The sequence below is a fragment of the Aliishimia ponticola genome (genome assembly GCF_004803475.1).
GTDB lineage: Bacteria > Pseudomonadota > Alphaproteobacteria > Rhodobacterales > Rhodobacteraceae > Aliishimia > Aliishimia ponticola.
Window position 1 is genome coordinate 346182 of the sequence record NZ_SRKY01000003.1, and the last position, 25302, is coordinate 371483.

Here is a 25302-nt window from a genome sequence, read left to right on the forward strand (position 1 = left end):
CCTAAAGGGCGTGCGGCCCGCAAGGGACGCTCCGCTATGTCAGAGGCGTTACTTCGAGGCGGCTTCCAGCGCGTCGAGCCGCGCCTTCAGCGCTTCGTTCTCTTCGCGCGCCTTTTGCGCCATCGCCCGCACCGCGTCGAATTCTTCGCGCGTTACGAAATCGCGATCGGCCAGCCAGCGATCCACGATGGACTTCATCGCGGTTTCGGCTTCGTCCTTCGCGCCTTGCGCGACGCCCATCGCGTTGGTCATCAATTGCGACATATCGTCGAAAAACTTGGAACGGGTCTGCATTCTGCCCTCCATCATGCGTTCGTGTTCCATATGGTTCGTGATGGGCGCATGCGCAAGGTTGACTTCGCCCCGCGCCGTCGCCATTCGATCCCCATGACCGGAGCGATCCCCTTTCCCGACATCTCACCCGAGATCTTTTCGATCTCGTTTTTCGGCATGGATTTTGCCCTGCGTTGGTACGCGCTGGCCTATATCGTGGGCATCGTGATCGGCTGGCGGCTTGTGGTCATGGCCGCGCGCCGCCCGCATCTTTGGCCCGCCGGCACGCCCGCGATGACCCCCAAACAGATCGAAGACCTGCTGACATGGATCATCCTTGGCGTGATCCTTGGGGGGCGGCTGGGCTATGTGCTGTTCTACCAGCCGGAATTCTACCTCGCCAATCCGGGGCAAATCCTGATGGTCTGGCAAGGCGGCATGGCCTTTCATGGTGGATTGATCGGCGTGATCCTCGCCAGTTGGGTATATACCCGCAATCAGGGCATTCCGCGTCTGTCGGCGGCCGATGCGATTGCGATCGGTGTGCCGCCGGGGCTTTTGCTGGGCCGGATCGCGAATTTCATCAATGCCGAGCTTTGGGGCCGCGCGACCGATATGCCTTGGGGCGTGGCCTTTCCGGGTGACGCGGCGCAAGCCTGCGGGCAGCTTTCGGGGCTGTGTACGCGCCACCCATCGCAGCTTTACGAGGCGGCTTTGGAAGGTCTGCTTCTGGGCGCTGTATTGCTGTGGCTGGTCTGGCGGCGCGGCGCGCTCAAGACCCCCGGCCTTGTCTGCGGCACCTTCTTTGCGGGCTATGGCATCGCGCGCTTTGCGGTGGAATTCGTGCGCCAGCCCGATGCGCAGTTCATCGCGCCGGGCAATCCGCTTGGTCTGGCGTGGCATGTCGGGGGCTATGGCCTGACGATGGGGCAAATCCTGTCGCTGCCGATGATCCTGCTGGGCGTCGTCCTGATCCTGCGTGCCCGCCGCCGCGCGCCGCAAACCGCATGACCCTCAAGCGAGAACTGTTGCACCGCATCGCATCAGACGGGCCGCTGAGCCTTGCCGAGTATATGCGCGAGGCGCTGCTGCATCCGCAGTTCGGTTATTACAGCACGCGCGATCCGTTCGGCGTGGCGGGGGATTTCACCACTGCGCCGGAAATCTCGCAGATGTTCGGCGAATTGCTCGGGCTCAGCCTCGCGCAGGCATGGATGGATCAGGGTGCCCCGCCGCAGATCACGCTGGCGGAACTGGGACCGGGTCGCGGCACCTGCATGCGCGATGTGTTGCGCGCGGTCCGGGGCGTGCCAGGGTTCCAGCCGGACGTGGTGTTGATCGACGCCTCGGAAAAGATGCGGGACGTACAGCGCGGCACCCTAGCGGGCCACGATGTCCGCTGGGCCGACCGAGTGGAGGATCTGCCCGATCAGCCGCTCTTCCTGATAGCCAACGAATTCTTCGACGCCCTGCCGATCCGACAGTTTCGCCGCGATGCCACCGGCTGGCGTGAAATCCGGGTCGGGGCCGATGGCGACGATCTGGTCTTTGGCGCGGGGCCGGATCAGGCGGAGCCCATGCTGGCGCACCGGCTGGAGGACACCGCGCCAGGCGATATCGTGGAAACCTGCCCGGAGGCGGCACGAATCGCGGGGCAGATCGGCGCAAAGATTGCCCAGTTTGGCGGCGCTGCACTTTTGATCGATTACGGCGACTGGCGATCCCTGGGCGATACGCTGCAAGCGCTGCACCAACATCAACCGGTCCATCCGCTGGCCGATCCGGGCCATGCGGACCTGACGGCGCATGTGGATTTCGAAGCGATTGCAAATGCCTGCGCCCCGGCGCGGTATTCGCGCGTGACACCGCAGGGGATCTTTCTGGAGCGGCTGGGCATCACCGCACGGGCGCAAGCGCTGGCGCGCAACCTGACGGGCGCTGCGCTGGATGCGCATATTGCCGCGCATCGGCGGTTGACCCACCCCGATGAAATGGGAAACCTGTTCAAGGTGATCGGGCTTTATCCCGACACTGCGCATCCACCTCCCGGCCTGGACCCATGACACTCGAAGCACTGACCTCCGATCACCTTGCCCCGCTGCGCCACGGTTTCTTTACACGTCGCGGCGGTGCGTCTTCGGGCGTGTTCGAGGGGCTCAATTGCGGGGCGGGCAGTTCCGACCAGACAGAAGCGGTCAAGATCAACCGGGGCCGCGTGGCAGAGGCGATGGGCGTCGCGCCCGATCACCTTGTGGGCGTGCATCAGGTGCATTCCGCCGATGTGGTGACCGTCCTGTCGCCCAGCGACGCGCGCCCGAAAGCGGATGCGCTGGTGACAAACGTGCCGGGCCTTGCACTGTCCATCCTGACCGCCGACTGCCAGCCGGTTCTGTTCGCCGACCATGAGGCCGGCGTTATCGGCGCGGCCCATGCGGGGTGGCGCGGCGCGCTTGACGGGGTGCTCGAAGCGACGGTGGACGCGATGGAGGCACTGGGCGCCGCCCGCGCCCGGACCGTCGCCATCATCGGCCCCTCGATCAGCCAGCGCGCCTATGAGGTCGGGCCGGAATTCGTCGAGCTGTTCGCCGACATGGATATGGACAACATGCGCTTCTTCGCCTCCGGCAATGGAGACCGCGCGCATTTCGACCTGCCCGCCTTCGGTCTGTCCCGGCTGCGCGAGGCCGGGCTGGGCCATTGCGAATGGATTCGGCACTGCACCTATTCCGATCCGAAGCTGTTCTACAGCTACCGGCGGTCCGTACATGCGCAAGAAGCAGACTATGGCCGACTGATTTCGACCATCGTTTTGTAAAATTGGCCTCATTTGGGCATGTTTGGCCACTGCGGCGCCACGATCTGACGTGAACAATCCCGACAAACTTCACAGCATTGTTGCGCTTCCTCCCGTAAGCCAATGAATTTACACAGTTTCAGAAAGCGGCGCATTCGCGACAAACTTGCCCTGCCAGAAACACAGATGTCGTTTCATTTTTCTGAACAATTGCCAAAATCTGGTCAGATTGACCCGGCATCTTGTGGTTAATCAAAACGACGCGCCACAGGCAGGAGCATACAGACATGAAATCTAACGAGCGGCACATCAAGTCTGTCATCAAGGCAGCCAAGGAATGCGACACAGTTCTCCCCTGGAGCCGGGGCGCGCGACGTGACGCGTTCATCGCGAAAAGAAATTCGAAGGCGCTGCTCAAGAAAAGCGCCTGACCTCCAAAGCAGTATTCCCCCCACTGGTCCCCGCTCCCTCAGGCGGGGATTTTTTTTGCCGCAAAGAATCAAAATGTGGCAAGACTGTCTTGCGCAGCGGAAACATTTTTCGCCCTGTGAGCCGCTTTGTTCCGGCGCGCGGATACAATCATCCCTGAAATTTGACGAAAGCCGTGCGGCTGATCACATTAATCCTCGTTAAAGAACAAACGTCCGTCTGACGTTGCTGGTGGGGGCCAGCTTCGGATGTGACCAACCAGTTAATGGGTGATCACATGGTTATGCCCCCGTCTTTCCCAGGCGCGTCCCCTCTTGCGGGCCGTGCGCCAACCGAACCGCGGCTCCCCTCCTCGACCGACCTCTCTCGGTCGCCGCAGCCCGGCTTTCGTGTTTTGGAAACAGCGGTCGCCCGCGCGGACGGCACAACCCATGTTTCGCAGATGAAAGTGCCCGCGCTGCCCCTGTTCGAGGCGGCGTTCTCAGCCTTTGCGCGTGGCACGGTTCTGCAATCGGACTTCGGCGACATTGCGATCGAAGACCTGCAACCGGGGGACAAGCTGGCCACGACCTCTGGCAAAAGTGCGCGCGTGCTGTGGATCGGGTCGGCCAGTTTTGCCCCGATCGACGCCAATGGGCGGCGCACGCCGCTGACGCGCGTCATGGCGGACAGTTTCGGGCAAGGCCGCCCGGACAGCTTCCTGACACTTGGCCCCAGCGCCCGCATCCTGCAAACGCCGCCGCATCTGCGCGGACAGGTCGGAGCCGGAACGGTGCTGAGCCCGGTGCATCATTTCGTCGACAGTGTGAACGTGATCGAAGTGACACCGCCGACTCCGGTGACGCTGTTCCATATCGTTTTGGAACGTCACGCGGCGGTCTATGCCGGCGGTCTGGAATGTGAAACCTATCACCCCGGCGCGAATGCAACGCGGACCGTGTCGCACACATTGCGCGACCTGTACCTGTCCATGTTCCCGCATATCCACCACGTCAGCGATTTCGGCCCGTTGGCGCATCCGCGCGCCCCGGAGATCGACCAGATGCTCGCGACGGCGGCCTACTGATGGGTGCGCCGGAATGGGTCGCTATGCTGTTGGCGATGTGGGCTTTTCTGCCGGGTCACGCGGTTTTCTGCAGCCGCGCTTCGAGAACGTCGAACGGCACGCCGGGCACGTCTTTCGCCTCTTGGATGACCAGTGACGTCTTGACGCTTTCCACATTGGCGGTGGTCAGCAATTCGTCCGTCAAGAAGGTCTGAAAGCTGGACAGGTCCGGCGCGGTGCATTTCAGCAGGAAGTCCACTTCGCCGTTCAGCATGTGACATTCGCGGACCAGCGGCCAGGACCGGCACTGATCTTCGAATGCGGTCAGGTCGTCCTTGGCCTGGCTGTGCAGCCCGACCATTACAAAGACCTGGACCTCGAACCCAAGAGAGCGGGCATCGACATCGGCATGGTAGCCTTTGATGAACCCCTGCTCTTCCAGTGTGCGCACCCGGCGCAGGCAGGGCGGAGCGGATATTCCGACGCGCTTGGCCAGTTCCACATTCGTCATTCGACCATCTGCCTGCAATTCGGCGAGAATCTTGCGGTCAATCGGGTCGAGACCATTGCTCGGCATACGCATCCTCCTGATTTGCGATTGTTATAGCAGCGCGGATTGCACACGCAATATTGTTTCACTGAACGGTAATAAAATGGCACGGCACCTACCGCATTTGTGAGAGTCGCCGCGCAAACTGGGGGCTTTAAGCCGCTGCGGCGCGGGTCTATATCCATGCGGCAACATCTGAGGGGAAGTTCGACATGGCCGAGACACGCCGCACCAAGGTTCTTATCATCGGCTCCGGCCCGGCGGGTTACACGGCTGGCGTGTATGCGTCGCGCGCGATGCTGGAGCCGATTCTGGTTCAAGGGATCGAGCCCGGCGGGCAGTTGACCACGACCACAGAGGTCGAGAACTGGCCCGGCGATACCGAAGTGCAAGGCCCCGACCTGATGGTTCGGATGGAGGCGCATGCCAAGGCGATGGGCTGCGAGATCATCGGCGACATCATTTCGTCCATCGATTTCGACAAGCGCCCCTTCGTGTGCCAGTCCGACAGTGGCACCGAATATGTGGCGGACGCGATCATTCTGGCCACCGGCGCGCGCGCCAAATGGCTGGGCCTGCCGTCGGAAGAGAAATTCAAGGGCTTTGGCGTGTCGGCCTGCGCCACCTGTGACGGGTTCTTCTATCGCGGCCAAGAGATCGTCGTGATCGGCGGCGGCAATACGGCCGTGGAAGAAGCGCTGTTCCTGACGAATTTTGCCTCCAAGGTCACATTGATCCACCGTCGGGACGAATTGCGTGCCGAACGCATCCTGCAAGACCGCCTGATGAAAAACCCCAAGATCGAACCGCTTTGGTTCCACGAGCTGGACGAAGTCATCGGCACCGAAGATCCGCTTGGCGTGGAAGCCGTGCGGGTCAAGAACGTCAAGACCGGCGAGATGACCGAGATCGCGTGCAAGGGCGTCTTCGTCGCCATCGGCCACGCCCCGGCCAATGAACTGGTGAAGGACGTGCTTGAGACTCATATGGGCGGTTATGTCCTGACCAAGCCGGACAGCACCGAAACCTCCATCCCCGGTATCTTCGCGGCGGGCGATCTGACCGATCACAAATACCGACAGGCGGTGACGAGCGCGGGAATGGGCTGCATGGCCGCGCTGGAAGCCGAACGCTGGCTGGCCGAACATGGCATGGAAGCCCCGATCGCAGCGCAGTAACACCGCCTGTGCCGGAAAATCCCGGCAGCGTTAATGTTTCGCTTAGACGGCCCCGATATACCTACGGCGTACCCACGTCGTAGGTTTTTTATTTGTGCCGTCCCATCAGATGCAGCCCGAAAACGAACTGACGCTGCCGCTTGGCTTCGTCATCGAGTTGACGGAATCCCACGACAAAGAGGACGTGATCCAAGCCTATGCCCGCTGGGTCAGCGTGATCTTTTCCTGTAGCCGGACCGATGTGGCGCTGCTGGACCCGCAAGAGGAGTTGATCGTTTACGCAATCGAGGACGGCGACATCAAAGTCGATGGGGAGCCGCATCGCATCCGCGACACGATACTCGGCCATGTCAGCCAGACCCAAATGGCTTTGGTGCAACGGGATGTAACCCGGACTTCGGAATTTCCAGATGTGGCGCGCCTTGCATCGCGGGGTATCACCAGCGTGGCGGTGGTGCCGCTGATTTTCGCGGGGAAAGCCCTTGGCGCCTTGGGTCTTGCCTTCAGGGCGACGGAAACCTTTGACGACGGCAAGATGATCCTGCTTGAGACGGTGGCGCGCTGCCTTGCCTCTTACCTGCTGCTGCATGACCAGCTTCGGCAGTTGAACGATCTTTCGATCACCGACCCGTTGACGGGCAGTTTCAATCGCCGCCACTTTCAGGACGTGACACGCGCCGCACAAGACGCCTGGGTGCAGGCCGGAACGCCGTTGTCCATCGCGATCCTCGATCTGGATCACTTCAAGGCGATCAACGATACCCATGGGCATGATTTCGGCGATGACGTGCTGCGCGAGGTGGCTGCAGTGTCGCAAGACTTCGCCACCGGGCAGGAGACGTTTGTGCGATTGGGCGGGGAAGAATTCTGCCTTGTGATGCAGGGCACGCCCTTGCCGTCCGCGCTTGCCCGGGCCGACGACCTGCGCCAGCGGATCGCGTCGATGCCGATGGACTGCGCCGGGGTTCCGGTGCCCGTCACGGCCAGTTTCGGCGTCGCGGCCCTGGGCCCCGGCGTTCCGGATGTCGCGGCGATGATGCGCCGCGCGGATGAGGCGCTCTATGCCGCGAAACATGCCGGGCGCAACCGCGTGATGCCCATGACCGCGCAGGTGCAGACCGCCTCCGCTTGACCGCTGGGTGATCGGGCCGCAGGATCACAGCATTGGCGGCGGGGACAAGATGGCGGGATTATGGGGCGGCACATGGACGACGCGGACGCGGATTGCGACCGGGCTTGTCCTGTTCACCTATGTCGGCCTGCATTTCCTGAACATTGCGAGCGTTCTGATTTCCCCGCAATTCGCCGATCGGATGATGGCCATCATGACCACGATTGTCCGCTCTTTGCCCGGCACCCTGCTGCTGTATGGCGCGCTTGGCCTGCATGCGGCGCTGGCGCTGGGAAAGGTCGCGTTCAGCAAGAGGCTGCAGCTGTCTGCCACCGACATGATACAGGTCGGCTTTGGCGTCACGATCCCGCTGATCCTTGCCAGCCATGTGACCTTCACACGGCTGAGTTACGAGCAATACGCAACGAATGTCACGGTAAGCTATATCGCCGGGCTGATCTGGGACACCCGCGACGGCTGGCTTCAGGCGATCTTGCTGCTGCTGACATGGCTGCACGGGTGTCTTGGGGTGCATATGTGGCTGCGGCAATTGCCGTGGTGGCGCCGGTATCTGAGCGGGTTTGCCATTGTGGCCGCGCTGGTTCCGGCCTTTGCGCTCAGCGGTCTTATCAGCGAAGGTCGGCGTGCCAGCGCGCTGTGGCGCGGCGCGGAGGCGGCGCAGCGCGACGCGTTCTTCGAGGCGACCAATTGGCCCGCCCGCGAACAGTTCAGCGCCATGCTGACCCAGTCCCGCATTCTGTTTTGGACCGTGGCGGCACTGATTTGCCTGACCGCTGTGATCTATGTGGTGCGCCAGATCCTCAGCCCGCGCCGTTCGCTGCGCATTTCCTATGTGAACGGCCCGACCATCAGCACCGCCCCCGGCCCGACGCTGCTTGAGATGAGCCAGATCGCCGGGGTGCCGCATACCAGCCTGTGCGGCGGTAAGGGCCGCTGTACCACCTGCCGGGTAATCTTGCAGGATGGGCGCGAACACGTCGCGCCGCCCTCTGCTGCCGAAACCGCCGCGCTGCGCGCTGTCGATGCGCCGGAACATGCGCGGCTGGCCTGCCAGATCCGACCGACCGGGCCATGCACCGTCTACCGCATGTTCGAACCCGAAGCCCGCCGGCGACAGGCGCGCACATCGCAGGGCAAGGAGGCGCGTCTGGCGATCCTGTTTCTGGATATGCGCGGCTTCACCGCCCGCACCACCGGGCATCTGCCCTATGACGTGGTCTTTCTGCTCAACCGGTTTTTTGACGCCATCGTGCCAGAGATCATCGCGGCGGGCGGGACGGTGGACAAATATCTGGGCGACGGCCTTCTGGCGGTGTTCGAACTTCCGGCCTCTGAAGCCTCTGCGCAGGCGGGGGTGAAGGCCGCGCGCGGGATCGGCGTTGCGCTGGAACGCTTCAACGCGCAGCTGCGCGCAGAAGGGTCAGAGCCGGTGCGGATCGGGCTGTCGCTGCATCTTGGCACGCTGGTTCTGGGGGAAATCGGCGCGGCCGGGTTGGCCCCGCGCACGCTGATCGGCGACACGGTGAATGCGGCCAGCCGACTTGAAGCGGAAACCAAACAATTGGGCGTCGAGGGGCTGATATCGCTTCCCGTTCTCGAAGCGGCGGGGATTCCAGCAGACCCTGACACGCTGATTGACCTTGCGTTGCGCGGCGTGGCCGAGCCTGTGACAGCGCTGAAAGTGCCTGTGTTGGCGGGCTTGCCGGAGCTTTAGCCAAATGTGCGTACGCTTGTTTACCATTTTCTTGAGCGGGGCCTGAAAGAACAGGATCGGATGTTCTCACACGATAAGGACCTCGATCATGTCGCGTCTTACCGCCCCGTCGCCTGCCGATCTGGCCCATATTCCGCATCTTCCTGCCCTGCCCTTTGTCGGCCATACCTTGGCGTTGCTGCGCGACCCTTACGGGCTGCACCGGCGCTGCGCCGAGAAACTGGGCCCGATCTACAAGCTGCGGATGCTGGGCCAATGGCGGGTCGCGCTTGCGGGGCGCGAGGCGTGCGAGTTGATCCTGGACGACAAGGAGAAGCAGTTCTCGGCCCATCACGGCTGGGACATGATCCAGCCGATTTTCGGTGGCGGCCTGATGCTGCGCGATTTCGACGATCACCGCCGCCACCGCCGGATCATGCAATCGGCCTTTCGCAAGCCGGTCATGGACGGGTATCGCAGCCAGATGGATGCGCTGATGCCGGTCCTGATCGACGCATGGCCGGTGGCGCAGAAGTTCCGCTTTTATCCCGCGATCAAGGATCTCAGCCTGCGGATCGGCACGTCGATCTTCATGGGGCTGTCCCCGGATGATCCGCGTGTGGCAACCATCAACGCGGCGTTCATGGATGAGGTGAATGCAGGCGTGGGCGTGATCCGCAAACCGCTGCCCTTCACGGCGCTGCGCCGCGGATTGAAGGCCCGCGCTGTGCTGCTGGACACGTTCCGAGCCCTGATCCCGGAACGTCGTCTTGCACCCGGTAATGACTTCTTCAGCCAGATGTGCGTGGCGCAGGATGAAAGTGGCGGCGGCTGGACCGAGGCAGAGATCCTCGACCATTTCAACTTTCACATGATGGCCGCGCACGACACCACGGCCTCTACGATCGCGGCGATGGTCGGCGCGCTTGCATCACATCCCGAATGGCAGACCCGCCTGATCGGAGAGATCGATTCTTTGCCCGCCGGCGCTATCGACGACGCTGGCCTTGCGGCGATGACCCTGACGGACCGCGTCTTCAGGGAAGCGTTGCGGATGATGCCGCCCGTTCCCTTCATCCCGCGCCGTGCAACGCAGGATTTCGTCTGGAAGGGCACCCACATCCCGGCGGGCACCTGGGTCAGCTGTCTGCCCGCCACCGTCATGATGTCGCCCGAGCATTACAGCGACCCGGAAGTCTTCGACCCGGATCGGTTCTCTCCTAACCGCGCCGAGCATCATGGCGCACGGCATGTCTGGGCCCCGTTTGGCGGCGGTGCGCATAAGTGTATTGGGATGCATTTCGCCAATCTGGAGGTGAAGATCTTCTTCCGTCACCTGTTGGCCCGTTACCGGATCGAAGCGGTGGGAAAGCGGCCCGTGAAGTGGCGTCGCCTGCCGGTGCCGCGCCCGGTCGGGGAACTGCCCATCCGGCTGATCCCGCGCAGCTGACAGCCTTCAGGCCTGTTTACGCCGAATCCACAGCATTGCTGGACTTTTGCCACAAACGCGGTGTATCGGACCCGCGAACCGGGAATGACCCGGCGTATCGACGCAAACCTGAACGAAAGTCCTTTACCGATGTTGGCGAATTTGGCTCCGATCCCGGAACTGTATGTTTCCTATGAAAGCGCGCAAAAACTCAAGTCGGAGGCAGCCGATCTGGTCAGCCATGACCTGACCCCTCGGCAGATCTGCGATCTGGAATTACTGATGAATGGCGGGTTCAACCCGCTCAAGGGCTTTCTGAGCGAAGAGGATTACAACGGCGTCGTCGAGAACATGCGTCTGGCCGATGGCACATTGTGGCCGATGCCGATCACGCTGGACGTGTCGGAAGCCTTTGCCGAAGGTCTGGAACTGGGTCAGGACATCGCGCTGCGCGACCAAGAGGGCGTGATCCTCGCCACCATGACCGTGACCGACCGCTGGGAGCCGAACAAGGCGCGCGAGGCCGAGAAGGTCTTTGGCGCCGATGACGATGCGCACCCGGCGGTGAACTACCTGCACAACACGGCGGGCAAGATCTATCTGGGTGGCCCGGTGACTGGTATCCAGCAGCCGGTGCATTACGATTTCCGCGGCCGCCGCGACAGCCCGAACGAGCTGCGCGCCTATTTCCGCAAGCTCGGCTGGCGCAAGATCGTCGCCTTCCAGACCCGTAACCCGCTGCACCGCGCGCATCAGGAACTGACCTTCCGCGCCGCGAAAGAGGCCGAAGCCAACCTGCTGATCCACCCGGTCGTCGGCATGACCAAGCCCGGCGATGTGGATCACTTCACCCGCGTGCGTTGCTATGAGGCGGTTCTGGACAAATATCCCCAGTCCACCACCACAATGTCGCTGCTGAACCTAGCCATGCGTATGGCGGGCCCGCGCGAAGCAGTCTGGCACGGCCTGATCCGCGCCAATCACGGCTGCACCCATTTCATCGTGGGCCGCGACCATGCTGGCCCGGGCAAGAACTCCGCCGGGGAAGATTTCTACGGCCCCTACGATGCGCAGGACCTTTACCGCGCGCACCAGTCCGAGATCGGCTGCGAAATGGTCGACTTCAAGCACATGGTCTATGTGCAGGAACGCGCCCAGTACGAGCCCGCCGACGAGATTGCCGACAAGGATGATGTGACCATCCTGAACATCTCTGGCACCGAACTGCGCCGCCGTCTGGCCGAAGGTCTGGAAATCCCCGAATGGTTCTCCTTCCCCGAAGTGGTGAAGGAACTGCGCCGCACCAAGCCGCCGCGCTCCAAGCAGGGCTTTACCGTGTTCTTCACCGGTTTCTCCGGTTCGGGCAAATCCACCATCGCCAACGCGCTGATGGTCAAGCTGATGGAAATGGGCGGCCGCCCGGTGACGCTGCTGGATGGCGACATCGTGCGCAAGAACCTGTCGAGCGAGCTGGGCTTTTCGAAAGAGCACCGCGACCTGAACATCCGCCGCATCGGCTATGTCGCGTCCGAGATCACCAAGAACGGCGGCATCGCCATCTGTGCGCCCATCGCGCCTTATGCCACCACCCGCCGCGCGGTGCGCGAGGATATCGAACAGTTCGGTGCCTTTGTCGAAGTTCACGTCGCGACCACCATCGAGGAATGCGAACGCCGTGACCGCAAAGGCCTGTACAAGCTGGCGCGCGAGGGCAAGATCAAGGAGTTCACCGGCATCTCCGACCCCTACGATGTACCCGAGAACCCCGAGCTGCGCGTCGAGACGGAAAATGTCGAAGTCGACAACTGCGCGCATCAGGTGCTGCTTAAACTGGAAAGCATGGGCCTGATCTAAAGGCGGCTCAGTTGCGATCTGGATGACGGTTCAAGGCCCTGCGGAAACGCAGGGCCTTTTTTCTTGCGGCAACAGGCTGCGCCGGGGCCGCCCAAACTTTCATCGCATTCAACGGAAGTTTAACGTCACCATTCTATCCTCTTGGTTCCACAAGAGGTGATGACATGGCCGACGCCGTTCACTGGGCCTGGTTGCAACCCACGTCTTTGGCGGGGTTCGATCCGACCGACGATAACAATCTGGATGCCAGCCTGAACGGGATGGCCGTTTCGACCGCGACCTATTTGGAATACGGTCTGCGGGATCTCGACGGCGATGGCATCGTCTATGATCTGGATGCCGATGACGGGACCACCACCGCCGCGGGCGAAGGGATGGTCTATAACGGCGCGGTCTATGCCCCGCAAGAAGTCGCAATCTACGACGGTTCCACCGTTATCGCCAATGGCGTGGAATATACTCTCCCACTGGTGGTTATTCTGTCGGAAACCGGAAATTACGGCGTGCGCATTCTTGACGGGTATTTTCCGGCGGACACCTATCCCAGCGATTTCACATCTGCCACGCTTGGGACGCTGCGCGCGGTCGAGTATACGGGGGCAACCATCGACGCGCTGGATGACATGCTGTGCTTCGCCGATGACGTGCCAATCCGCACCCCGCATGGCTGGCGCGCCGCCGGCGAATTGCGCGAAGGCGATCTGGTCACGACCCTGCGGGGGGAGAAACCGCTTGTCTGGACGGTCCGGTTCACCGCAACCCAGCCCCCCGTGGTGATCCCGCAGGGCGCGTTCGGGGCGCAACTGCCGATCCGGCTGTCACGGGCGCATAATCTTCTGATGTCTTCGCCGCTGGCCGATCTGATGTTTGGCAGCGCGGATGTGTTGATCGCCGCCGGGGCGCTTGTCGGGCGGGCGGGCGTGCATATCGCCCAGCGCCCGCCAGCCAATTATGTCCACCTGATGTGCGCCGACCACGAGGTATTGGAAGTGCCGGGTCTGTATTGCGAAAGCTATCATCCCGGCCCTTGGGGGCTGCGGAACCTGCCATCTTGCGCACAGGCCGGCCTGACCAAAGCCACATGTGGCCGGTTCCCGGCAGCGCGGTATCCGATCCTGAAACGCAAAGAGGCAGAGTTGCTGCTGAATGCGATGGGTGCGGACGACGACAACGCCGCCCGGCTGATCAGCCCACCGCGCGGCGACGCGCAGGCAAATCCCGCCTTCTGCTGAACTGCTTGCCCAGCCAACGCCGCCTTGGCGCGTTGTTCAGACGCCGAGGCACCAGCGCATGACGGCCTTTTGCGCGTGCAGGCGGTTCTCTGCCTCGTCGAACACGACGGAGTTCGGACCATCCATGACAGAAGAGGTCACCTCCTCTTCCCTATGCGCGGGCAGACAATGCATGAACAATGCGTCGGGCTTTGCCTTGGCCATAAGCGCGTCATTCACCTGATAGGGGCGCAGCATGTTGTGGCGGCGTTCGCGCGCCGATTGTGCGTCATGCATCGACACCCAGGTATCGGCAAAGATCAGGTCCGCGCCCTCGACGGCTTTCTCTGCATCCCGTTCGACCTTGAAACTTTGGCCGCTGTCGCGCACCAGCTTTTGCCATTCAGCTTCCGGGTCCAGTTGCATCGGGCCGGTGAACGTGATGTCGAACCCGAACTGGGCGGCGGCATGCATCACGCTGGCGCAGACATTGTTGCCATCGCCGCACCACGTCGCCTTGATCCCGGCAATCGGTCCGCGATGTTCCTCATAGGTCATCACATCGGCCATGATCTGGCAGGGATGGGTCCGGTCGGTCAGCCCATTGATCACCGGCACATCGGCATATTCCGCCATCTCTTGCAGGACGCTTTCATCGAAGGTCCGGATCATGATCATATCGACATAGCGTGACAGCACGCGGGCGGTGTCGGCGATTGTCTCGCCATGGCCAAGCTGCATTTCGCTGCCCGACAGCACCATGGTCTGCCCGCCCATCTGGCGCACACCGACATCAAACGATACCCGTGTCCGCGTCGACGGCTTTTCAAAGATCAGCGCGACCATCCGCCCGTCCAGCGCGCGGTCGTCATCCGGCACGCCCTTGGGGCGGCCCGCCCGCGCGTCCTTCATGGCGCGAGCATGGTCTATCATCGCGCGCAGGTCGGCTTTGTCGGTCGTGTGAATATCAAGAAAGTGGTTCATAAATCCGTTCGCTTTTTCGGCGCGGCGAAGCAATCCAGCCCCGCCGCTATCTTATGTCAAAGTCAGGCAGACAGGCGGGTGGCCGCACGATCAAGCCGGTTGACCGCTTCGCCGATTTCTTCGTCGGTGATGGTCAGGGCCGGCAACAGGCGCACCACGTTATCGGCCGCTGGAACGGTGAGGACGTCTTCCTCGTAGCCCGCCGCGACCAGATCGGTATTGGGTGCCTTGCATTTCAGCCCCAGCATCAGGCCAGATCCGCGCACGCTGTCGAACACATCCGGATGCGCGGCGACAAGCCCTTCGAGGCGCTGGCGCATCAGGCCCGCCTTGCGGTTCACTTCGGCCAGAAAGGCAGGATCGGCGACGATACCCAGCACCGCATTGCCCACCGCGCAGCCCAGAGGGTTGCCGCCATAGGTGGACCCGTGGGTGCCTGCCGTCATGCCCGAAGCGGCGTTTTCCGTCGCCAGAACAGCGCCCAATGGGAACCCGCCGCCAATGCCCTTGGCAACCATCATGATATCCGGAGTGATCCCCGCCCATTCATGCGCAAAAAGCTTGCCGGTCCGGCCCACGCCGCATTGCACCTCGTCAAGGATGAGAAGCGTGCCGGTTTCGTCGCACAGCGCCCGCATGGCGCGCAGGTCTTCGTCGGGCATTGGCACGATGCCGCCTTCGCCCTGCACCGGTTCGATCAGGATGGCGGCGGTCTTGTCCGACACCGCCGCTTTGAGTGCCGCGTGATCGCCCCATGGCAGGTGCGTGAACCCGGGCAGCAGCGGGCCGAAGCCCTTGGTCATTTTCTCGGACCCGGCAGCCGCGATCCCGGCCGAGGACCGGCCATGAAACGAGCCAGAGAACGCGATGATCTCGGTCCGTTCCGGTTGGCCTTTGTCATACCAGTATTTGCGCGCCATCTTCACCGCCAATTCGCAGGCCTCGGTGCCGGAATTGCAGAAGAAAACGGTGTCGGCGAAGGTTTCGTCCACCAGCTTGTCGGCCAGCTTTTCCTGCTGCGGCACGCGGTAGAGGTTCGACGTATGCCAAAGCTGCCCCGCCTGTTCGGTCAGCGCCGCCACCAGCGCCGGATGCGCATGGCCCAGTGCGTTGACCGCGATCCCCGCGCCCAGATCAAGGTATCGGCGCCCCGACCCGTCGATAAGCCAAACACCCTCGCCTTTTTCAAAGGCCATGGGCGCTCTGTTATAGGTCGGCAAAACGGAAGAAATCATGGGACTGATCCTTGGAAAATACCCGCAAGCGGAGTGAAACTCATGCAACAGGCGCTGCGGCGGGTCAAGTTGTAGGGGAGAAGGACGCAGGCGCATCCTGAAAGCAACACGAAAAGCGCGGGGTCAGCCGCGCGCGCTACGTCGAAGATTGTGAGCGTTCATGTTCATGCCCGCAGCGGTGCCGTAAATTTTGCCGCGATGCAAGCATATTCGGCGCTTGAAACCGCCCGCGCGGCCCGCCAGACATCTATCATGTTCGAGCCGCGCGCCCCTGCCCCCCTTTTGGCCGCCGCACTGATTTTGTGCGCCACCGCCTTTATCGCCCTGACGACCTTGCTCGCCAAGGCTTTGGGGACGGACACGTTTGGCCCGCCCCTGCCCGCCTTGCAAATCAGCCACGGGCGGTTTCTCTTTGCCTTTCTCGCCATTGCCAGCGTTGCTGCCGCGCGCGGGCTGCGTCCTTCGGGGGTGCATTGGCGTTTGCATGTGGCGCGCACCAGTCTGGGCTGGGCGGGCGTTAGCCTGATGTTCGCCTCGGTCGCGTTCATTCCGCTGGCGGACGCGACGGCGATCTCGTTTCTGAACCCGGTGTTCTGCATGATCCTAGCCATCCCCTTGCTGGGCGAAAAGGTCGGTCCAGTGCGGTGGGGCGCCGCCGGGGTCGCGCTGATTGGCGCGCTGGTGCTGCTGCGCCCGACGCCGGACAGCTTTCAGCCCGCCGCGCTGCTGGCGCTTGGGGCGGCGGTGGTCATGGGGCTGGAGCTGATCTTTATCCGCAAGCTGTCGACCCGCGAGCCGCCTTTGCAGATCCTGCTGATCAACAACGCGATCGGTCTGTGCATCGCCACCGCCGCCGTGCTGCCTGTTTGGCAGGCACCCACGGGCGCGCAATGGCTGGCTCTTGCCGGGGTCGGCATCGCCATGGCCGCGGCGCAGGCCTGTTTCGTCAACGGCATGGCGCGCGGTGACGCCAGTTTCGTCGCGCCCTTCAGCTATGCCACATTGATTTTCGCCGCCCTTTGGGACGGTCTGGCATTTGCCGTCTGGCCCGACGCGATCACGGTGCTGGGCGCGGGCATCATTCTTGGCGGCGCGGTGCTTCTGGCGTGGCGCGAAGCACAACTGGCCCGAAAGACACGCCGCACGGGTATGACGCCTTGATCCTGCCTTCCCGGCGTTTTAAATGAGACGCTGACACGGCGAGACGCGCCAAGAACAAGGAAACCGTATGTCCTGGACTGATGACCGCGTAGAAAAGCTCAAGAAAATGTGGGGCGAAGGACAATCCGCCAGCCAGATTGCCAAGGAACTTGGCGGCGTGACGCGGAATGCGGTTATCGGTAAGGTGCACCGGCTGGGTCTGTCCAACCGCACCGGCGGCGCGACCAGCCAGCCCAAGGCGGAAGCCAAGGCCAAGCCCGCGCCCAAGGCCGAACCCAAGCCACGCGCCAAGGCCAAACCGGCAGAGCCGGTCGAAGCCGCGCCGGTGCCCGAAACACGCCCGGCCACGACCCCGGCGCGCAAGCAGATCATTCCGGCAGGCCAACCGCTGCCGCCGCAGCCTTCCGCGAACGAAATCAGCCCCGAGGCGCTTGCCAAGGTGAGCGAGGTCGAAAAGAAGGCCAAGAAGCTGACGCTGATGGAACTGACCGAGCGGACCTGCAAATGGCCGGTGGGCGACCCGGCGACGGATGATTTCTGGTTCTGCGGCCTTCCGGTGCAGCAGGGCAAACCCTATTGCGAAGCGCATGTGGGCGTTGCCTTCCAGCCGATGAGTTCGCGCCGCGACCGCCGTCGCTAAGCTGAAACAATCCCGCACATATCTGTCACTTGCATGTGGCGCGCTGCCGTGGAACCTGCGGGAGCATGACTGACACGATCCGCGCCGCCGATGCCCTTGCCCGCCGCCTTCATGCCGCGGGCTGCCGCTTTGCCTTTGGGATGCCCGGAGGCGAGGTTCTCACCATTGTCGATGCTTTGGAGCGGGCGGGAATCCGGTTCGTCCTTGCCAAGCACGAAAACGCCGCCGCCTTCATGGCCGAGGCCGCGTGGCACCGATCCGGTGCGCCCGGCATCCTTGTGGCCACTGTTGGGCCGGGATTGCTGAACGGCGTGAACGCCATTGCCAATGCCCATCAGGACCGGGTGCCGCTGATCGTCTTGGCGGGCAGCATCGACAGCGATGAGGCCGAAACCTACACCCATCAGGTGCTGGATCAGCGGGCGGTTCTGGCCCCGATCACCAAGGCGACCTTCGGCATGACCGCAGGGGCGGCGCATGTGCAGGCCGACAAGGCCGTCAGCCTCGCGCTGGAGGGGCGGATGGGTCCGGTATATGTCGATGTGCCGATCTCTGTCGCGGATGCGAAGCTGCCCGCCGCCGCGCCTGCTGCCCGTGTCGCCGCGGCGCAGACCGGCCTCAGCGGTGATGATCTGGCGCTTGCGACCGGCTGGCTGACCGAAGCGCGTCGTCCGCTGATGATCGCGGGCGTCGATGCGATGAACCAAGGCGCGGAACCGGCCATTGCGGCGTTCTGCGAACGCTACGGGATTGCGCTGATCACAAGCTACAAGGCCAAGGGCACCTTGCCCGAAGACCATCCGCTGTGTCTTGGCGGGGCCGGGCTATCGCCGCTGGCGGATCGCCACTTGCTGCCGCTGGTGCAAAGCGCGGACCTGATCCTTTGCGCGGGCTACGACCCGATTGAGATGCGTCCAGGCTGGCGCGATCCGTGGGATCCGGCGCAGCAGCGGGTGATCGATATCGCGCCCGTACCCAACGACCATTACATGCATCAGGCCACGCTGAACGTGATCGGACCGGTTGCCCCAACCCTGCACGCATTGTCCAGCGCCTCGCCGCAAGACACATGGCCCGGCGGCGAAGTGGCCGCCTGCAAGACCGCTTTAGCAGAGGCCTTCCCGGCGGATGCGGAGTGGGGGCCGAATGCGATCGTGGATGTGTGCCGCAGCACGCTGCCGCAGGATACGCTTGCCACCGCCGATAGCGGCGCGCATCGCATCCTGCTGTCGCAGCAATGGACCTGCTATGAGCCGCGCGGGCTGATGCAGTCGTCGGGCCTGTGCACGATGGGCTGCGCCCTGCCCCTTGCCATCGGCGCCGCCTTGATGGAGCCGGACCGCCCTGTGATCTCTTTCTCGGGCGATGCGGGCTTTCTGATGATCGCGGGCGAATTGGCAACCGCCGCCGAACTGAAGCTGAAACCGATCTTTCTGGTCTTCGTGGACGGCGCGCTTGCCCTGATCGAGAAGAAGCAGCGCGAACGTCAGCTTGCCAATGCGGGCGTGGATTTCGCGGTGCATGACTTCGCCGCGATGGGCCGGGCCTTTGGCGGCGCGGGCGTGGATGTGCGCGACCGTGACAGCCTGCGCACCGCGTTGACAGATGCCATGACGGCCCCGACCTTCACGGTCATCGCCGCACATATCGATAAAGGAGCCTATGATGGCCGAATCTAAAGGCGCGCTTGACGGGCTGGTTGTTCTGGACCTGTCCCGTATCCTCGCAGGGCCGACCGCCACCCAGCTTTTGGGCGATTTCGGCGCGAGGGTCATCAAGGTGGAGAACCCGAAGACCGGCGGCGATGATACCCGCAGCTGGGGCCCGAACTATGCGCTGAACCCCGATGGGACTCGTTCTGACCTGTCGGCATATTTCATGGCGGCCAATCGCAACAAGCAATCCATCGCAGTGGACCTGTCCACCCCAGAGGGTCAGGACACGATCCGAAAGCTGGCGGCGCGGGCCGATGTGGTGATCGAGAATTACAAACCCGGCGGGCTCAAGAAATACGGGCTGGATCACGAGACGATGCTCGCCGCGCATCCCGGGCTCGTCTATTGCTCTATCTCCGGCTACGGGCAGACCGGGCCGAACCGGAGCCAGCCGGGCTATGACCTGATGGCGCAGGGCTTTGGCGGCATCATGTCGCTGACGGGCGACCCGGATGGCGCACCGATGAAGGTGGGCGTTGGCATCGCGGATGTAATGTGCGGGATGTATGCCTGCATCGGTATTCTCGCCGCGCTCCGGCACCGGGATGCGACGGGCGAAGGTCAGCATATCGACTTGGCGCTGGTCGATGCTCAGATGGCCTGGCTGATCAACGAAGGCACGAATTTCCTGACCTCTGGCAAGGAACCGGTGCGGCGCGGCAATGCGCATCCCAATATCGTGCCCTACGAAGCGTTCGAGACCGCCGATGGCTGGTTCCTGCTTGCGGTTGGCAATGACGGGCAGTTTGCCCGGTTCTGCGATGCCTTCGGATTGCAGTCCTTGGCGGAGGATGACGCCTATCGCACCAACCTTGCCCGGATCGAAAACCGCGAGGTGCTGATACCGCAGATCGCGGCGACCCTTGCGAAATTGCCAAAGGCCGAAGTGCTGCGCCGGTGCCAAGACGCGCTGGTGCCCGCCGGGCCGATCAATACGGTGAAAGAGGCGCTGACCTCGGATCAGGCGGTTGCGCGCGAAACCGTGCGCGAGGTGCCCGCCGCTGTGAAAGGCGGCCATGTCAAACTGCTCGCCAACCCGCTGAAGCTGTCGCGCACCCCTGTCAGGTACGATCTTGCGCCGCCGCGGTTCGGGCAGGACAGTGACGCGGTTCTCAAGATGCTGGGCGAGGACGATTAAGGCCGACAAGGACCGGCGTCCTGCGCCAGATCACGGCCCCCCTGCGCCCTTTCGGCGCGGGGCGTTCCCTTTTCGCGTGTATCAATTTCGTTGACCTGTCACCATACGCTGAAATAACCTTAAGATGTTGAGACAACAATAAACTGGTTGACGGGAAATATTTTGGCCTCACCTAAGAGACCGACAAGAAGACAGGCTTTCACTACGCCGCACCAGCCGATAGGCGTCATCGCCCACGCGCCGTACTGCCCTTACACTGATCGGTACGGATAACGCCCATGATGTTTCAGCTTCTCCAAAGCTTGATTGAGCTGTGTCTGGCCGGGTTGTTCTGCTACGTGATGTTCACCTCGCCGCGTCTGCAGAAAAGTCATGCGAGGCGGAGCGCGATCATTGGAATCGTTTTCGGAATGCTCGCGATTTTGTTGGGCGCGAATTCCTTTCGGATACCTGAAGTTCAAGTGCCGCTTGATGGCCGCCCCGGGCTGCTTCTGTTTGCGGGCTATCTTGGTGGCCCGCTGGGCGCGGCCATCGCGGGCGGTCTGGCGGCCTCGTCCCTCGTCGTGGAAGGCGGGCCCACGGTCATCGTATTTGCCGGAATATGTGTCATGCTGGCCATCGCGTTTTCCGGCGCGGGGTTGGCACGCCTTCTGCCGCCCACGCCCTGGCCCCAAGTGCATTGGCGGGCCGTGGTCGGGATGATCGTGTGCTACATCGCCATCCACTACACCGTGGCCGTCCTGCTTTGGTATGGCGGCGCCCCGTTGGTCGATATCAACCGGGTCATCCGAATGTCGCCGATCGTGATCGGAGTTGGCGCCTTGTCCGTGTTGATCGTCTGGCTGACCGTGATGCAAGCGGACCGGGCGGCGCAACACACCTTCGACAAGCAGCGCCTGAAAATAAACTTGGACCTCGCCCAGACGGCGGCAAATTACGGTGTGTTCTCCGGCGCGCTTGGCACAGATCATCGAGAGTTCGATCTCAAGGCGTTGCAGTTGCTGGGATTGGGGCATCTGACACCGGGTCCGCACAAGCTGGAAACCGTGCTGCACCGGGTCCACCCCGACGATGTGCCGGACCTGATTGCGGCAGATCAGCGGCTGACCGTCGGCGAAGACGTCGACCCGGACATCCCCTTCCGCATCATCATCCCAGAAACCGGCGAAATCCGCCACTTGCGGGTGATGTGGAGCATCTGGAAAGAACCGTCCCCCGAACAACACCGGATCACGGCCTTGCTGATCGACGAGACGGATCGGCGCAAACGGGAAAATGCCCGGCTTGAGGCGCTGGAACGGATTGCCCAGGTCGCGCGGTCTTTCCCCGGAGTGATTTTCCAGCTTGTGCTGCATGCTGAGGGCGGCGGGCGGCACTTCACCTTTGCCAGCGATAACGTGCAGGAAGTCTGGGGCTTCACACCCGCCGAGTTGATGGAAGATTCGATGGCGTTTTATCCGAACCAGGACCCGGATGATGTGGCCGCCGTCAGATCCGCGATCGCGCAATGTGCCGCAACCGGAGAACGGGGATATGTGCGCACGCGCGCCGTGCATACGGATGGGTCGGTGCGCTGGGTCGATCTGCATATCACACCCAAGAGCCTTGAAAATGGCGAAACCCAGATCACCGGCGTCATTGTCGATGTGACACGTGAAGTGGATGCGATGCGAGAGGCCGAGCGGCAGGGTCAGCTTGCGATGCAGGCCCAGAAAATGGAAAGCATCGGCCGTTTGACCGCAGGTGTTGCGCATGATTTCAACAACTTGCTTGCGGTCATCATGGGCAATCTCGAACTCTTGCAGAGCGAACCGCAAATGGTCACCATCGAGGGGGCGAACGACAAGATCATCGCAGGGCTGGAAGCCACGCAGCGCGGTGCCAACCTGACGCGCAGCATGCTGTCCTTCGCGCGGCAGGCGCGGCTGGCACCAGAGATCGTCGATATCAATGACATCGTGCGTCACGCCAAGATCTGGATGCACCGCGCCATGCCTTCGACCATCGATGTTGAGCTTTCGCTGCTGGCCGGGTTGTGGAAGGCGCGGCTGGACAAGACCTCGCTTGAGAACGCGATCCTGAACCTGCTGCTCAATGCCCGTGACGCGATGGATGCCACTGGCAGGCTGACGATCGAAACCGCGAATGTGCGCATCGACCAGACCTATATCGATCAACGCGGTGAACAGCTTGAACCGGGGCGTTACGTGATGCTGGCCGTCAGCGACACGGGCGTCGGCATGGACGCGGATACATTGGCCCATGTGTTCGAGCCGTTCTTCACGACCAAGGGCGCGGCCAAGGGGTCGGGCATCGGCCTGTCGATGGTCGAAGGTTTCGTCAAACAGTCCGGTGGAACGGTGCAGGTCTATACCGAAGTGGGCGCGGGCACGACCTTCAAGCTGTATTTCCCGGCGACAAGCGCCCCCAGCGCCGTGCCATCCCCGGAGGTTGAGGAAGACGCCGTAAACACATTGGCGCGCCAGCATATTCTGCTGGTGGAGGACGAACCGGCGGTGCGCGATGTCCTGACGGAGGTCCTGCGATCCGCCGGCTATCAGGTCACGACCGCAGAAACCGGCGATCGAGCGAAGGAGCTGTTCGAGAGCACCCCGGGCATTGAGCTTCTGGTGACGGATATCGTGATGCCCGGCACCTTGCAGGGCACCCATCTGGCGCGGGCGCTGCGCGATCAGGTGCCGACGCTGCCGGTCGTGTTCATGTCTGGCTATGCATCAGAGGCGACGGTACATGGCAACGGCCTCAAGCCGGAGGATATCCGCCTGATGAAGCCGGTCCCCCGTGACGAGTTGATCCGCGCGGTTGTCAGCGCCTTGCATAATGCGTCTCGGAACGAGGACGCGGAGCCGCCGACTGCGTAACCCGCGCCGGTTTTTCCGAAGAAGGGATGGGGCTTCCGCCCGAGGGAATTGCGCCCGCAAGAACCGGCAGGTCAGCCGCCGAACAGCGTCGCCATATCGTCGAAGACGTTGTGCCGGGTTTGCGGCGTTTCCATCATCACTTCATGTTCGCCGCCGGGCACCATTTCCAGTCGTCCGCCCGGCCAACGGGCCATGCGTTCATGAATCCGGTCGGTCAGCACGATCCGTTCGTTGTCGCCCAAAAACGTGACGCAGGGCAATTTGGGCGAGGCCATCGCGGCCAGACGCGCGCATTCGGTCAACGCCTCGCGCAGCCAGACGTAGCTTGGCCCGCCCAAGGCCAGCGCCTCGTGCGTCGTGACCTGCTTGCGCATCATCTCGAACATCTCGGGATCGGTGGTCAGTGTGTTATCGGCAAACGGCTCGGTCGCCACATAGGGCTTGCGGTTGGTGCCGGGCGGGCACTGATTGCCAAGCCCCAGCATCGGCATGACATGGGCCAACGTCCATGCCACCGGAATGATCGGCGGGGAGACGCGGATGCCCCACATCGGCCCGGTGAAAGCCGCCGCATTGACCGGCAGCCCTTCGATCAGGGCACGCAGCCCGATGCAGCCGCCCATCGAATGGGCCACAAGGTTCCACGGCTTGGGCAGGTCCAGCGCATGGGCCAGCCGCAGCACCGCGCCGACGTCTTTCTGGTAATCGGGGAAATTGACCACATGCCCCAGCAGCGGATCATCGGCCAGCCGGTCGGCCAGCCCCTGCCCGCGCCAGTCCACCGCCAGCGTGGCAAAGCCGCGCGCCGCCAGTTCCCCGGCGGCCGGCGCATATTTTTCGACATACTCGGTGCGGCCCGGAAACAGCAGCACTGTTCCTTTCTGCGCCTTCCTGCCCCACACGCCAACACGCAGACGGACACCGTCATCGGCGTTCACCCACCATGCCGCGCCATCCTCTGGCCCCGGGTTGATATCCGTGAAAAGCGGCGCGGCTGTGTGTGTCATATGGGGCAGTCTTGTCTTGAAGGGTCAGGCCAGAACGGCGGCGAGTTGCATCGCTTTGCCCATGTCGCCATCGACTTTGAGCTTGCCGGTCATGAAGGCGGATGTCGGATTCACATCGCCGGTCATCATGCCTTGGAAGGTTTCGACGTCAGCGGTCAGCGTCACGTCGGCCGGTTCGTCGGAAACACGTGCGGACGCGCCATCGATGACAACGGCCCCGGTGCCTTCGATATCGAACTTGGCAGTGCCCGAAAAATCGCTTCCGGCCAGCTTTTCGTTCAGCGCCGCGACGGCCTGATCCAGAACTTCACTCATCCTTGATGCCCTTTCTGTTGGCGGTGTGCCGAGAATTCATGGAATTATCAGCGTTCGGTGTTACATTTCGGTTATGGGCATCTTACGCACTCTTCGCCACCTTATCGTCGCGGCACTTCCTGTCTTAGTCGGGTATTCCTTACCTTTGCACGCTCAATCAGAGGTGCCGTCCCTTCTCGAATCACTTCGCGACGCGACCCCGGAAGAGGCGCGGATGCTGGATCGGCAGTTGAACGCGGCGTGGTCACGTTCTGGTTCGGCATCGATGGATTTGCTTCTGCGGCGCGGTCAGAAGGCGCTGGAAGAGGGGCAGACCGAAGCCGCGATCGAACATTTCACCGCCCTCACCGATCATGCCCCCGAATTCGCCGAAGGCTGGCACGGGCTTGCCCGCGCCTATTTCGCCGCCGATCTTTACGGCCCGACGCTGGATGCGCTGGGGCATGTGCTGGCGCTGAACCCCGATCACTACCCCGCCATGTTCGGACTTGGCGTTCTTCTGGTCGAGTTTGAGGATTACGCCCGCGCGGAAGAGACGTTCATGAAGGTTCTGAACTTGAATCCTCACTACGAAGAGGCCAAGGAAGCCCTCGACAGGCTGAAGCGCGTGGGCGTGGGCCGGACACTTTAAGGAATG

The 25302-nt window shown here is 62.7% G+C and carries 22 protein-coding genes; 16 read left to right on the forward strand and 6 right to left on the reverse strand.

All coding sequences use genetic code 11. The features are described from left to right. Positions 1-48: 48 nt before the first annotated feature. A complete protein-coding gene (locus tag E4Z66_RS12860) occupies positions 49-294 on the reverse strand; it encodes an accessory factor UbiK family protein (RefSeq protein ID WP_136463729.1) in 246 nt (81 codons plus the stop codon). 93 nt (positions 295-387) lie between these two features. Here E4Z66_RS12860 and lgt point away from each other — a divergent pair, with 93 nt between their 5' ends. The 4 genes from lgt (at position 388) to E4Z66_RS12880 (ending at position 4562) form a co-directional block, all read left to right on the forward strand. Further along, positions 388-1284, forward strand: a complete 897-nt coding sequence (gene lgt / locus E4Z66_RS12865; protein ID WP_136463423.1) for a prolipoprotein diacylglyceryl transferase — start codon at positions 388-390, stop codon at positions 1282-1284. After that, positions 1281-2336, forward strand: a complete 1056-nt coding sequence (locus tag E4Z66_RS12870) for a class I SAM-dependent methyltransferase (RefSeq protein WP_136463424.1) — start codon at positions 1281-1283, stop codon at positions 2334-2336. The genes lgt and E4Z66_RS12870 overlap by 4 nt, the downstream gene beginning before the upstream one ends. After that, the gene (gene pgeF / locus E4Z66_RS12875) at positions 2333-3088 is read left to right on the forward strand and encodes a peptidoglycan editing factor PgeF (RefSeq protein ID WP_136463425.1); all 756 of its coding nucleotides are present in this window, start codon (positions 2333-2335) and stop codon (positions 3086-3088) included. The genes E4Z66_RS12870 and pgeF overlap by 4 nt, the downstream gene beginning before the upstream one ends. A gap of 850 nt (positions 3089-3938) precedes the next feature. After that, the gene (locus E4Z66_RS12880) at positions 3939-4562 is read left to right on the forward strand and encodes a Hint domain-containing protein (RefSeq protein ID WP_246036018.1); all 624 of its coding nucleotides are present in this window, start codon (positions 3939-3941) and stop codon (positions 4560-4562) included. A gap of 55 nt (positions 4563-4617) precedes the next feature. Here E4Z66_RS12880 and E4Z66_RS12885 read toward each other — a convergent pair whose 3' ends face one another. Beyond that, a complete protein-coding gene (locus tag E4Z66_RS12885) occupies positions 4618-5118 on the reverse strand; it encodes an Lrp/AsnC family transcriptional regulator (protein ID WP_136463427.1) in 501 nt (166 codons plus the stop codon). Positions 5119-5303: 185 nt separating this feature from the next. Here E4Z66_RS12885 and trxB point away from each other — a divergent pair, with 185 nt between their 5' ends. The 6 genes from trxB (at position 5304) to E4Z66_RS12915 (ending at position 13609) form a co-directional block, all read left to right on the forward strand. Further along, on the forward strand, positions 5304-6269 hold the full coding sequence (gene trxB / locus E4Z66_RS12890) for a thioredoxin-disulfide reductase (RefSeq protein ID WP_136463428.1): 966 nt from the start codon (positions 5304-5306) through the stop codon (positions 6267-6269). A gap of 109 nt (positions 6270-6378) precedes the next feature. Next, positions 6379-7401 carry a GGDEF domain-containing protein gene (locus E4Z66_RS12895; RefSeq protein WP_168797797.1) on the forward strand — a complete coding sequence of 341 codons (1023 nt, stop codon included), beginning with the start codon at positions 6379-6381 and terminating at the stop codon, positions 7399-7401. A gap of 49 nt (positions 7402-7450) precedes the next feature. Further along, complete coding sequence (locus E4Z66_RS12900) at positions 7451-9115, forward strand: adenylate/guanylate cyclase domain-containing protein (protein ID WP_136463430.1); 1665 nt, start codon at positions 7451-7453, stop codon at positions 9113-9115. 88 nt (positions 9116-9203) lie between these two features. Then, positions 9204-10544 (forward strand): cytochrome P450, encoded by a 1341-nt coding sequence (locus E4Z66_RS12905; protein WP_136463431.1) that lies wholly within the window; start codon positions 9204-9206, stop codon positions 10542-10544. Positions 10545-10673: 129 nt separating this feature from the next. Continuing rightward, complete coding sequence (locus E4Z66_RS12910) at positions 10674-12377, forward strand: bifunctional sulfate adenylyltransferase/adenylylsulfate kinase (protein ID WP_246036019.1); 1704 nt, start codon at positions 10674-10676, stop codon at positions 12375-12377. 164 nt (positions 12378-12541) lie between these two features. Further along, positions 12542-13609: a Hint domain-containing protein gene (locus E4Z66_RS12915; RefSeq protein WP_136463433.1), complete on the forward strand. Its 1068-nt coding sequence runs from the start codon at positions 12542-12544 to the stop codon at positions 13607-13609. Between the two features lie 36 nt (positions 13610-13645). Here the strand turns inward: E4Z66_RS12915 and argF are convergent, their stop codons facing one another. Then, positions 13646-14572, reverse strand: coding sequence for an ornithine carbamoyltransferase (argF, locus tag E4Z66_RS12920; RefSeq protein WP_136463434.1), 927 nt, complete (start codon positions 14570-14572; stop codon positions 13646-13648). Between the two features lie 62 nt (positions 14573-14634). Further along, positions 14635-15807, reverse strand: a complete 1173-nt coding sequence (locus E4Z66_RS12925) for an aspartate aminotransferase family protein (RefSeq protein WP_136463435.1) — start codon at positions 15805-15807, stop codon at positions 14635-14637. Positions 15808-16059: 252 nt separating this feature from the next. On the opposite strand from E4Z66_RS12925, the gene E4Z66_RS12930 reads away from it, so the two are divergent. The 5 genes from E4Z66_RS12930 (at position 16060) to E4Z66_RS12950 (ending at position 23343) form a co-directional block, all read left to right on the forward strand. Next, on the forward strand, positions 16060-16968 hold the full coding sequence (locus tag E4Z66_RS12930; RefSeq protein ID WP_136463436.1) for a DMT family transporter: 909 nt from the start codon (positions 16060-16062) through the stop codon (positions 16966-16968). 67 nt (positions 16969-17035) lie between these two features. Further along, positions 17036-17608 (forward strand): GcrA family cell cycle regulator, encoded by a 573-nt coding sequence (locus tag E4Z66_RS12935; RefSeq protein ID WP_136463437.1) that lies wholly within the window; start codon positions 17036-17038, stop codon positions 17606-17608. Between the two features lie 65 nt (positions 17609-17673). Beyond that, on the forward strand, positions 17674-19287 hold the full coding sequence (locus E4Z66_RS12940) for a thiamine pyrophosphate-binding protein (protein ID WP_136463438.1): 1614 nt from the start codon (positions 17674-17676) through the stop codon (positions 19285-19287). Further along, entirely contained in the window at positions 19274-20461 is a 1188-nt protein-coding gene (locus E4Z66_RS12945; RefSeq protein WP_168797798.1) for a CaiB/BaiF CoA transferase family protein, read from the forward strand. Before E4Z66_RS12940 ends, E4Z66_RS12945 begins: the two co-directional genes overlap by 14 nt. 410 nt (positions 20462-20871) lie before the next feature. Continuing rightward, positions 20872-23343, forward strand: coding sequence for a hybrid sensor histidine kinase/response regulator (locus E4Z66_RS12950; RefSeq protein WP_168797799.1), 2472 nt, complete (start codon positions 20872-20874; stop codon positions 23341-23343). A 71-nt stretch (positions 23344-23414) separates the two neighbouring features. Here the strand turns inward: E4Z66_RS12950 and E4Z66_RS12955 are convergent, their stop codons facing one another. Together E4Z66_RS12955 and E4Z66_RS12960 are read right to left on the reverse strand one after the other, a co-directional pair. After that, complete coding sequence (locus E4Z66_RS12955) at positions 23415-24350, reverse strand: alpha/beta hydrolase (protein WP_136463441.1); 936 nt, start codon at positions 24348-24350, stop codon at positions 23415-23417. Between the two features lie 24 nt (positions 24351-24374). Then, complete coding sequence (locus tag E4Z66_RS12960) at positions 24375-24665, reverse strand: SCP2 sterol-binding domain-containing protein (protein WP_136463442.1); 291 nt, start codon at positions 24663-24665, stop codon at positions 24375-24377. 265 nt (positions 24666-24930) lie between these two features. On the opposite strand from E4Z66_RS12960, the gene E4Z66_RS12965 reads away from it, so the two are divergent. After that, on the forward strand, positions 24931-25296 hold the full coding sequence (locus E4Z66_RS12965) for a tetratricopeptide repeat protein (RefSeq protein WP_246036020.1): 366 nt from the start codon (positions 24931-24933) through the stop codon (positions 25294-25296). Positions 25297-25302 lie beyond the last annotated feature (6 nt).

Excerpts from the sequence above, each read along its gene's own strand:
- E4Z66_RS12965 (WP_246036020.1), top strand. The coding sequence starts at position 24,931 with ATGGATTTGCTTCTGCGGCGCGGTCAGAAGGCGCTGGAAGAGGGGCAG.
- E4Z66_RS12870 (WP_136463424.1), top strand. The coding sequence starts at position 1,281 with ATGACCCTCAAGCGAGAACTGTTGCACCGCATCGCATCAGACGGGCCG.
- E4Z66_RS12950 (WP_168797799.1), top strand. The coding sequence starts at position 20,872 with ATGCTCGCGATTTTGTTGGGCGCGAATTCCTTTCGGATACCTGAAGTT.
- E4Z66_RS12880 (WP_246036018.1), top strand. The coding sequence starts at position 3,939 with ATGAAAGTGCCCGCGCTGCCCCTGTTCGAGGCGGCGTTCTCAGCCTTT.
- argF (WP_136463434.1), bottom strand. The coding sequence starts at position 14,572 with ATGAACCACTTTCTTGATATTCACACGACCGACAAAGCCGACCTGCGC.
- E4Z66_RS12860 (WP_136463729.1), bottom strand. The coding sequence starts at position 294 with ATGCAGACCCGTTCCAAGTTTTTCGACGATATGTCGCAATTGATGACC.
- E4Z66_RS12935 (WP_136463437.1), top strand. The coding sequence starts at position 17,036 with ATGTCCTGGACTGATGACCGCGTAGAAAAGCTCAAGAAAATGTGGGGC.
- E4Z66_RS12945 (WP_168797798.1), top strand. The coding sequence starts at position 19,274 with ATGGCCGAATCTAAAGGCGCGCTTGACGGGCTGGTTGTTCTGGACCTG.
- E4Z66_RS12915 (WP_136463433.1), top strand. The coding sequence starts at position 12,542 with ATGGCCGACGCCGTTCACTGGGCCTGGTTGCAACCCACGTCTTTGGCG.
- E4Z66_RS12905 (WP_136463431.1), top strand. The coding sequence starts at position 9,204 with ATGTCGCGTCTTACCGCCCCGTCGCCTGCCGATCTGGCCCATATTCCG.
- trxB (WP_136463428.1), top strand. The coding sequence starts at position 5,304 with ATGGCCGAGACACGCCGCACCAAGGTTCTTATCATCGGCTCCGGCCCG.
- pgeF (WP_136463425.1), top strand. The coding sequence starts at position 2,333 with ATGACACTCGAAGCACTGACCTCCGATCACCTTGCCCCGCTGCGCCAC.
- E4Z66_RS12940 (WP_136463438.1), top strand. The coding sequence starts at position 17,674 with ATGACTGACACGATCCGCGCCGCCGATGCCCTTGCCCGCCGCCTTCAT.
- E4Z66_RS12930 (WP_136463436.1), top strand. The coding sequence starts at position 16,060 with ATGTTCGAGCCGCGCGCCCCTGCCCCCCTTTTGGCCGCCGCACTGATT.
- E4Z66_RS12895 (WP_168797797.1), top strand. The coding sequence starts at position 6,379 with ATGCAGCCCGAAAACGAACTGACGCTGCCGCTTGGCTTCGTCATCGAG.
- lgt (WP_136463423.1), top strand. The coding sequence starts at position 388 with ATGACCGGAGCGATCCCCTTTCCCGACATCTCACCCGAGATCTTTTCG.
- E4Z66_RS12885 (WP_136463427.1), bottom strand. The coding sequence starts at position 5,118 with ATGCCGAGCAATGGTCTCGACCCGATTGACCGCAAGATTCTCGCCGAA.
- E4Z66_RS12955 (WP_136463441.1), bottom strand. The coding sequence starts at position 24,350 with ATGACACACACAGCCGCGCCGCTTTTCACGGATATCAACCCGGGGCCA.
- E4Z66_RS12910 (WP_246036019.1), top strand. The coding sequence starts at position 10,674 with ATGTTGGCGAATTTGGCTCCGATCCCGGAACTGTATGTTTCCTATGAA.
- E4Z66_RS12925 (WP_136463435.1), bottom strand. The coding sequence starts at position 15,807 with ATGATTTCTTCCGTTTTGCCGACCTATAACAGAGCGCCCATGGCCTTT.
- E4Z66_RS12900 (WP_136463430.1), top strand. The coding sequence starts at position 7,451 with ATGGCGGGATTATGGGGCGGCACATGGACGACGCGGACGCGGATTGCG.
- E4Z66_RS12960 (WP_136463442.1), bottom strand. The coding sequence starts at position 24,665 with ATGAGTGAAGTTCTGGATCAGGCCGTCGCGGCGCTGAACGAAAAGCTG.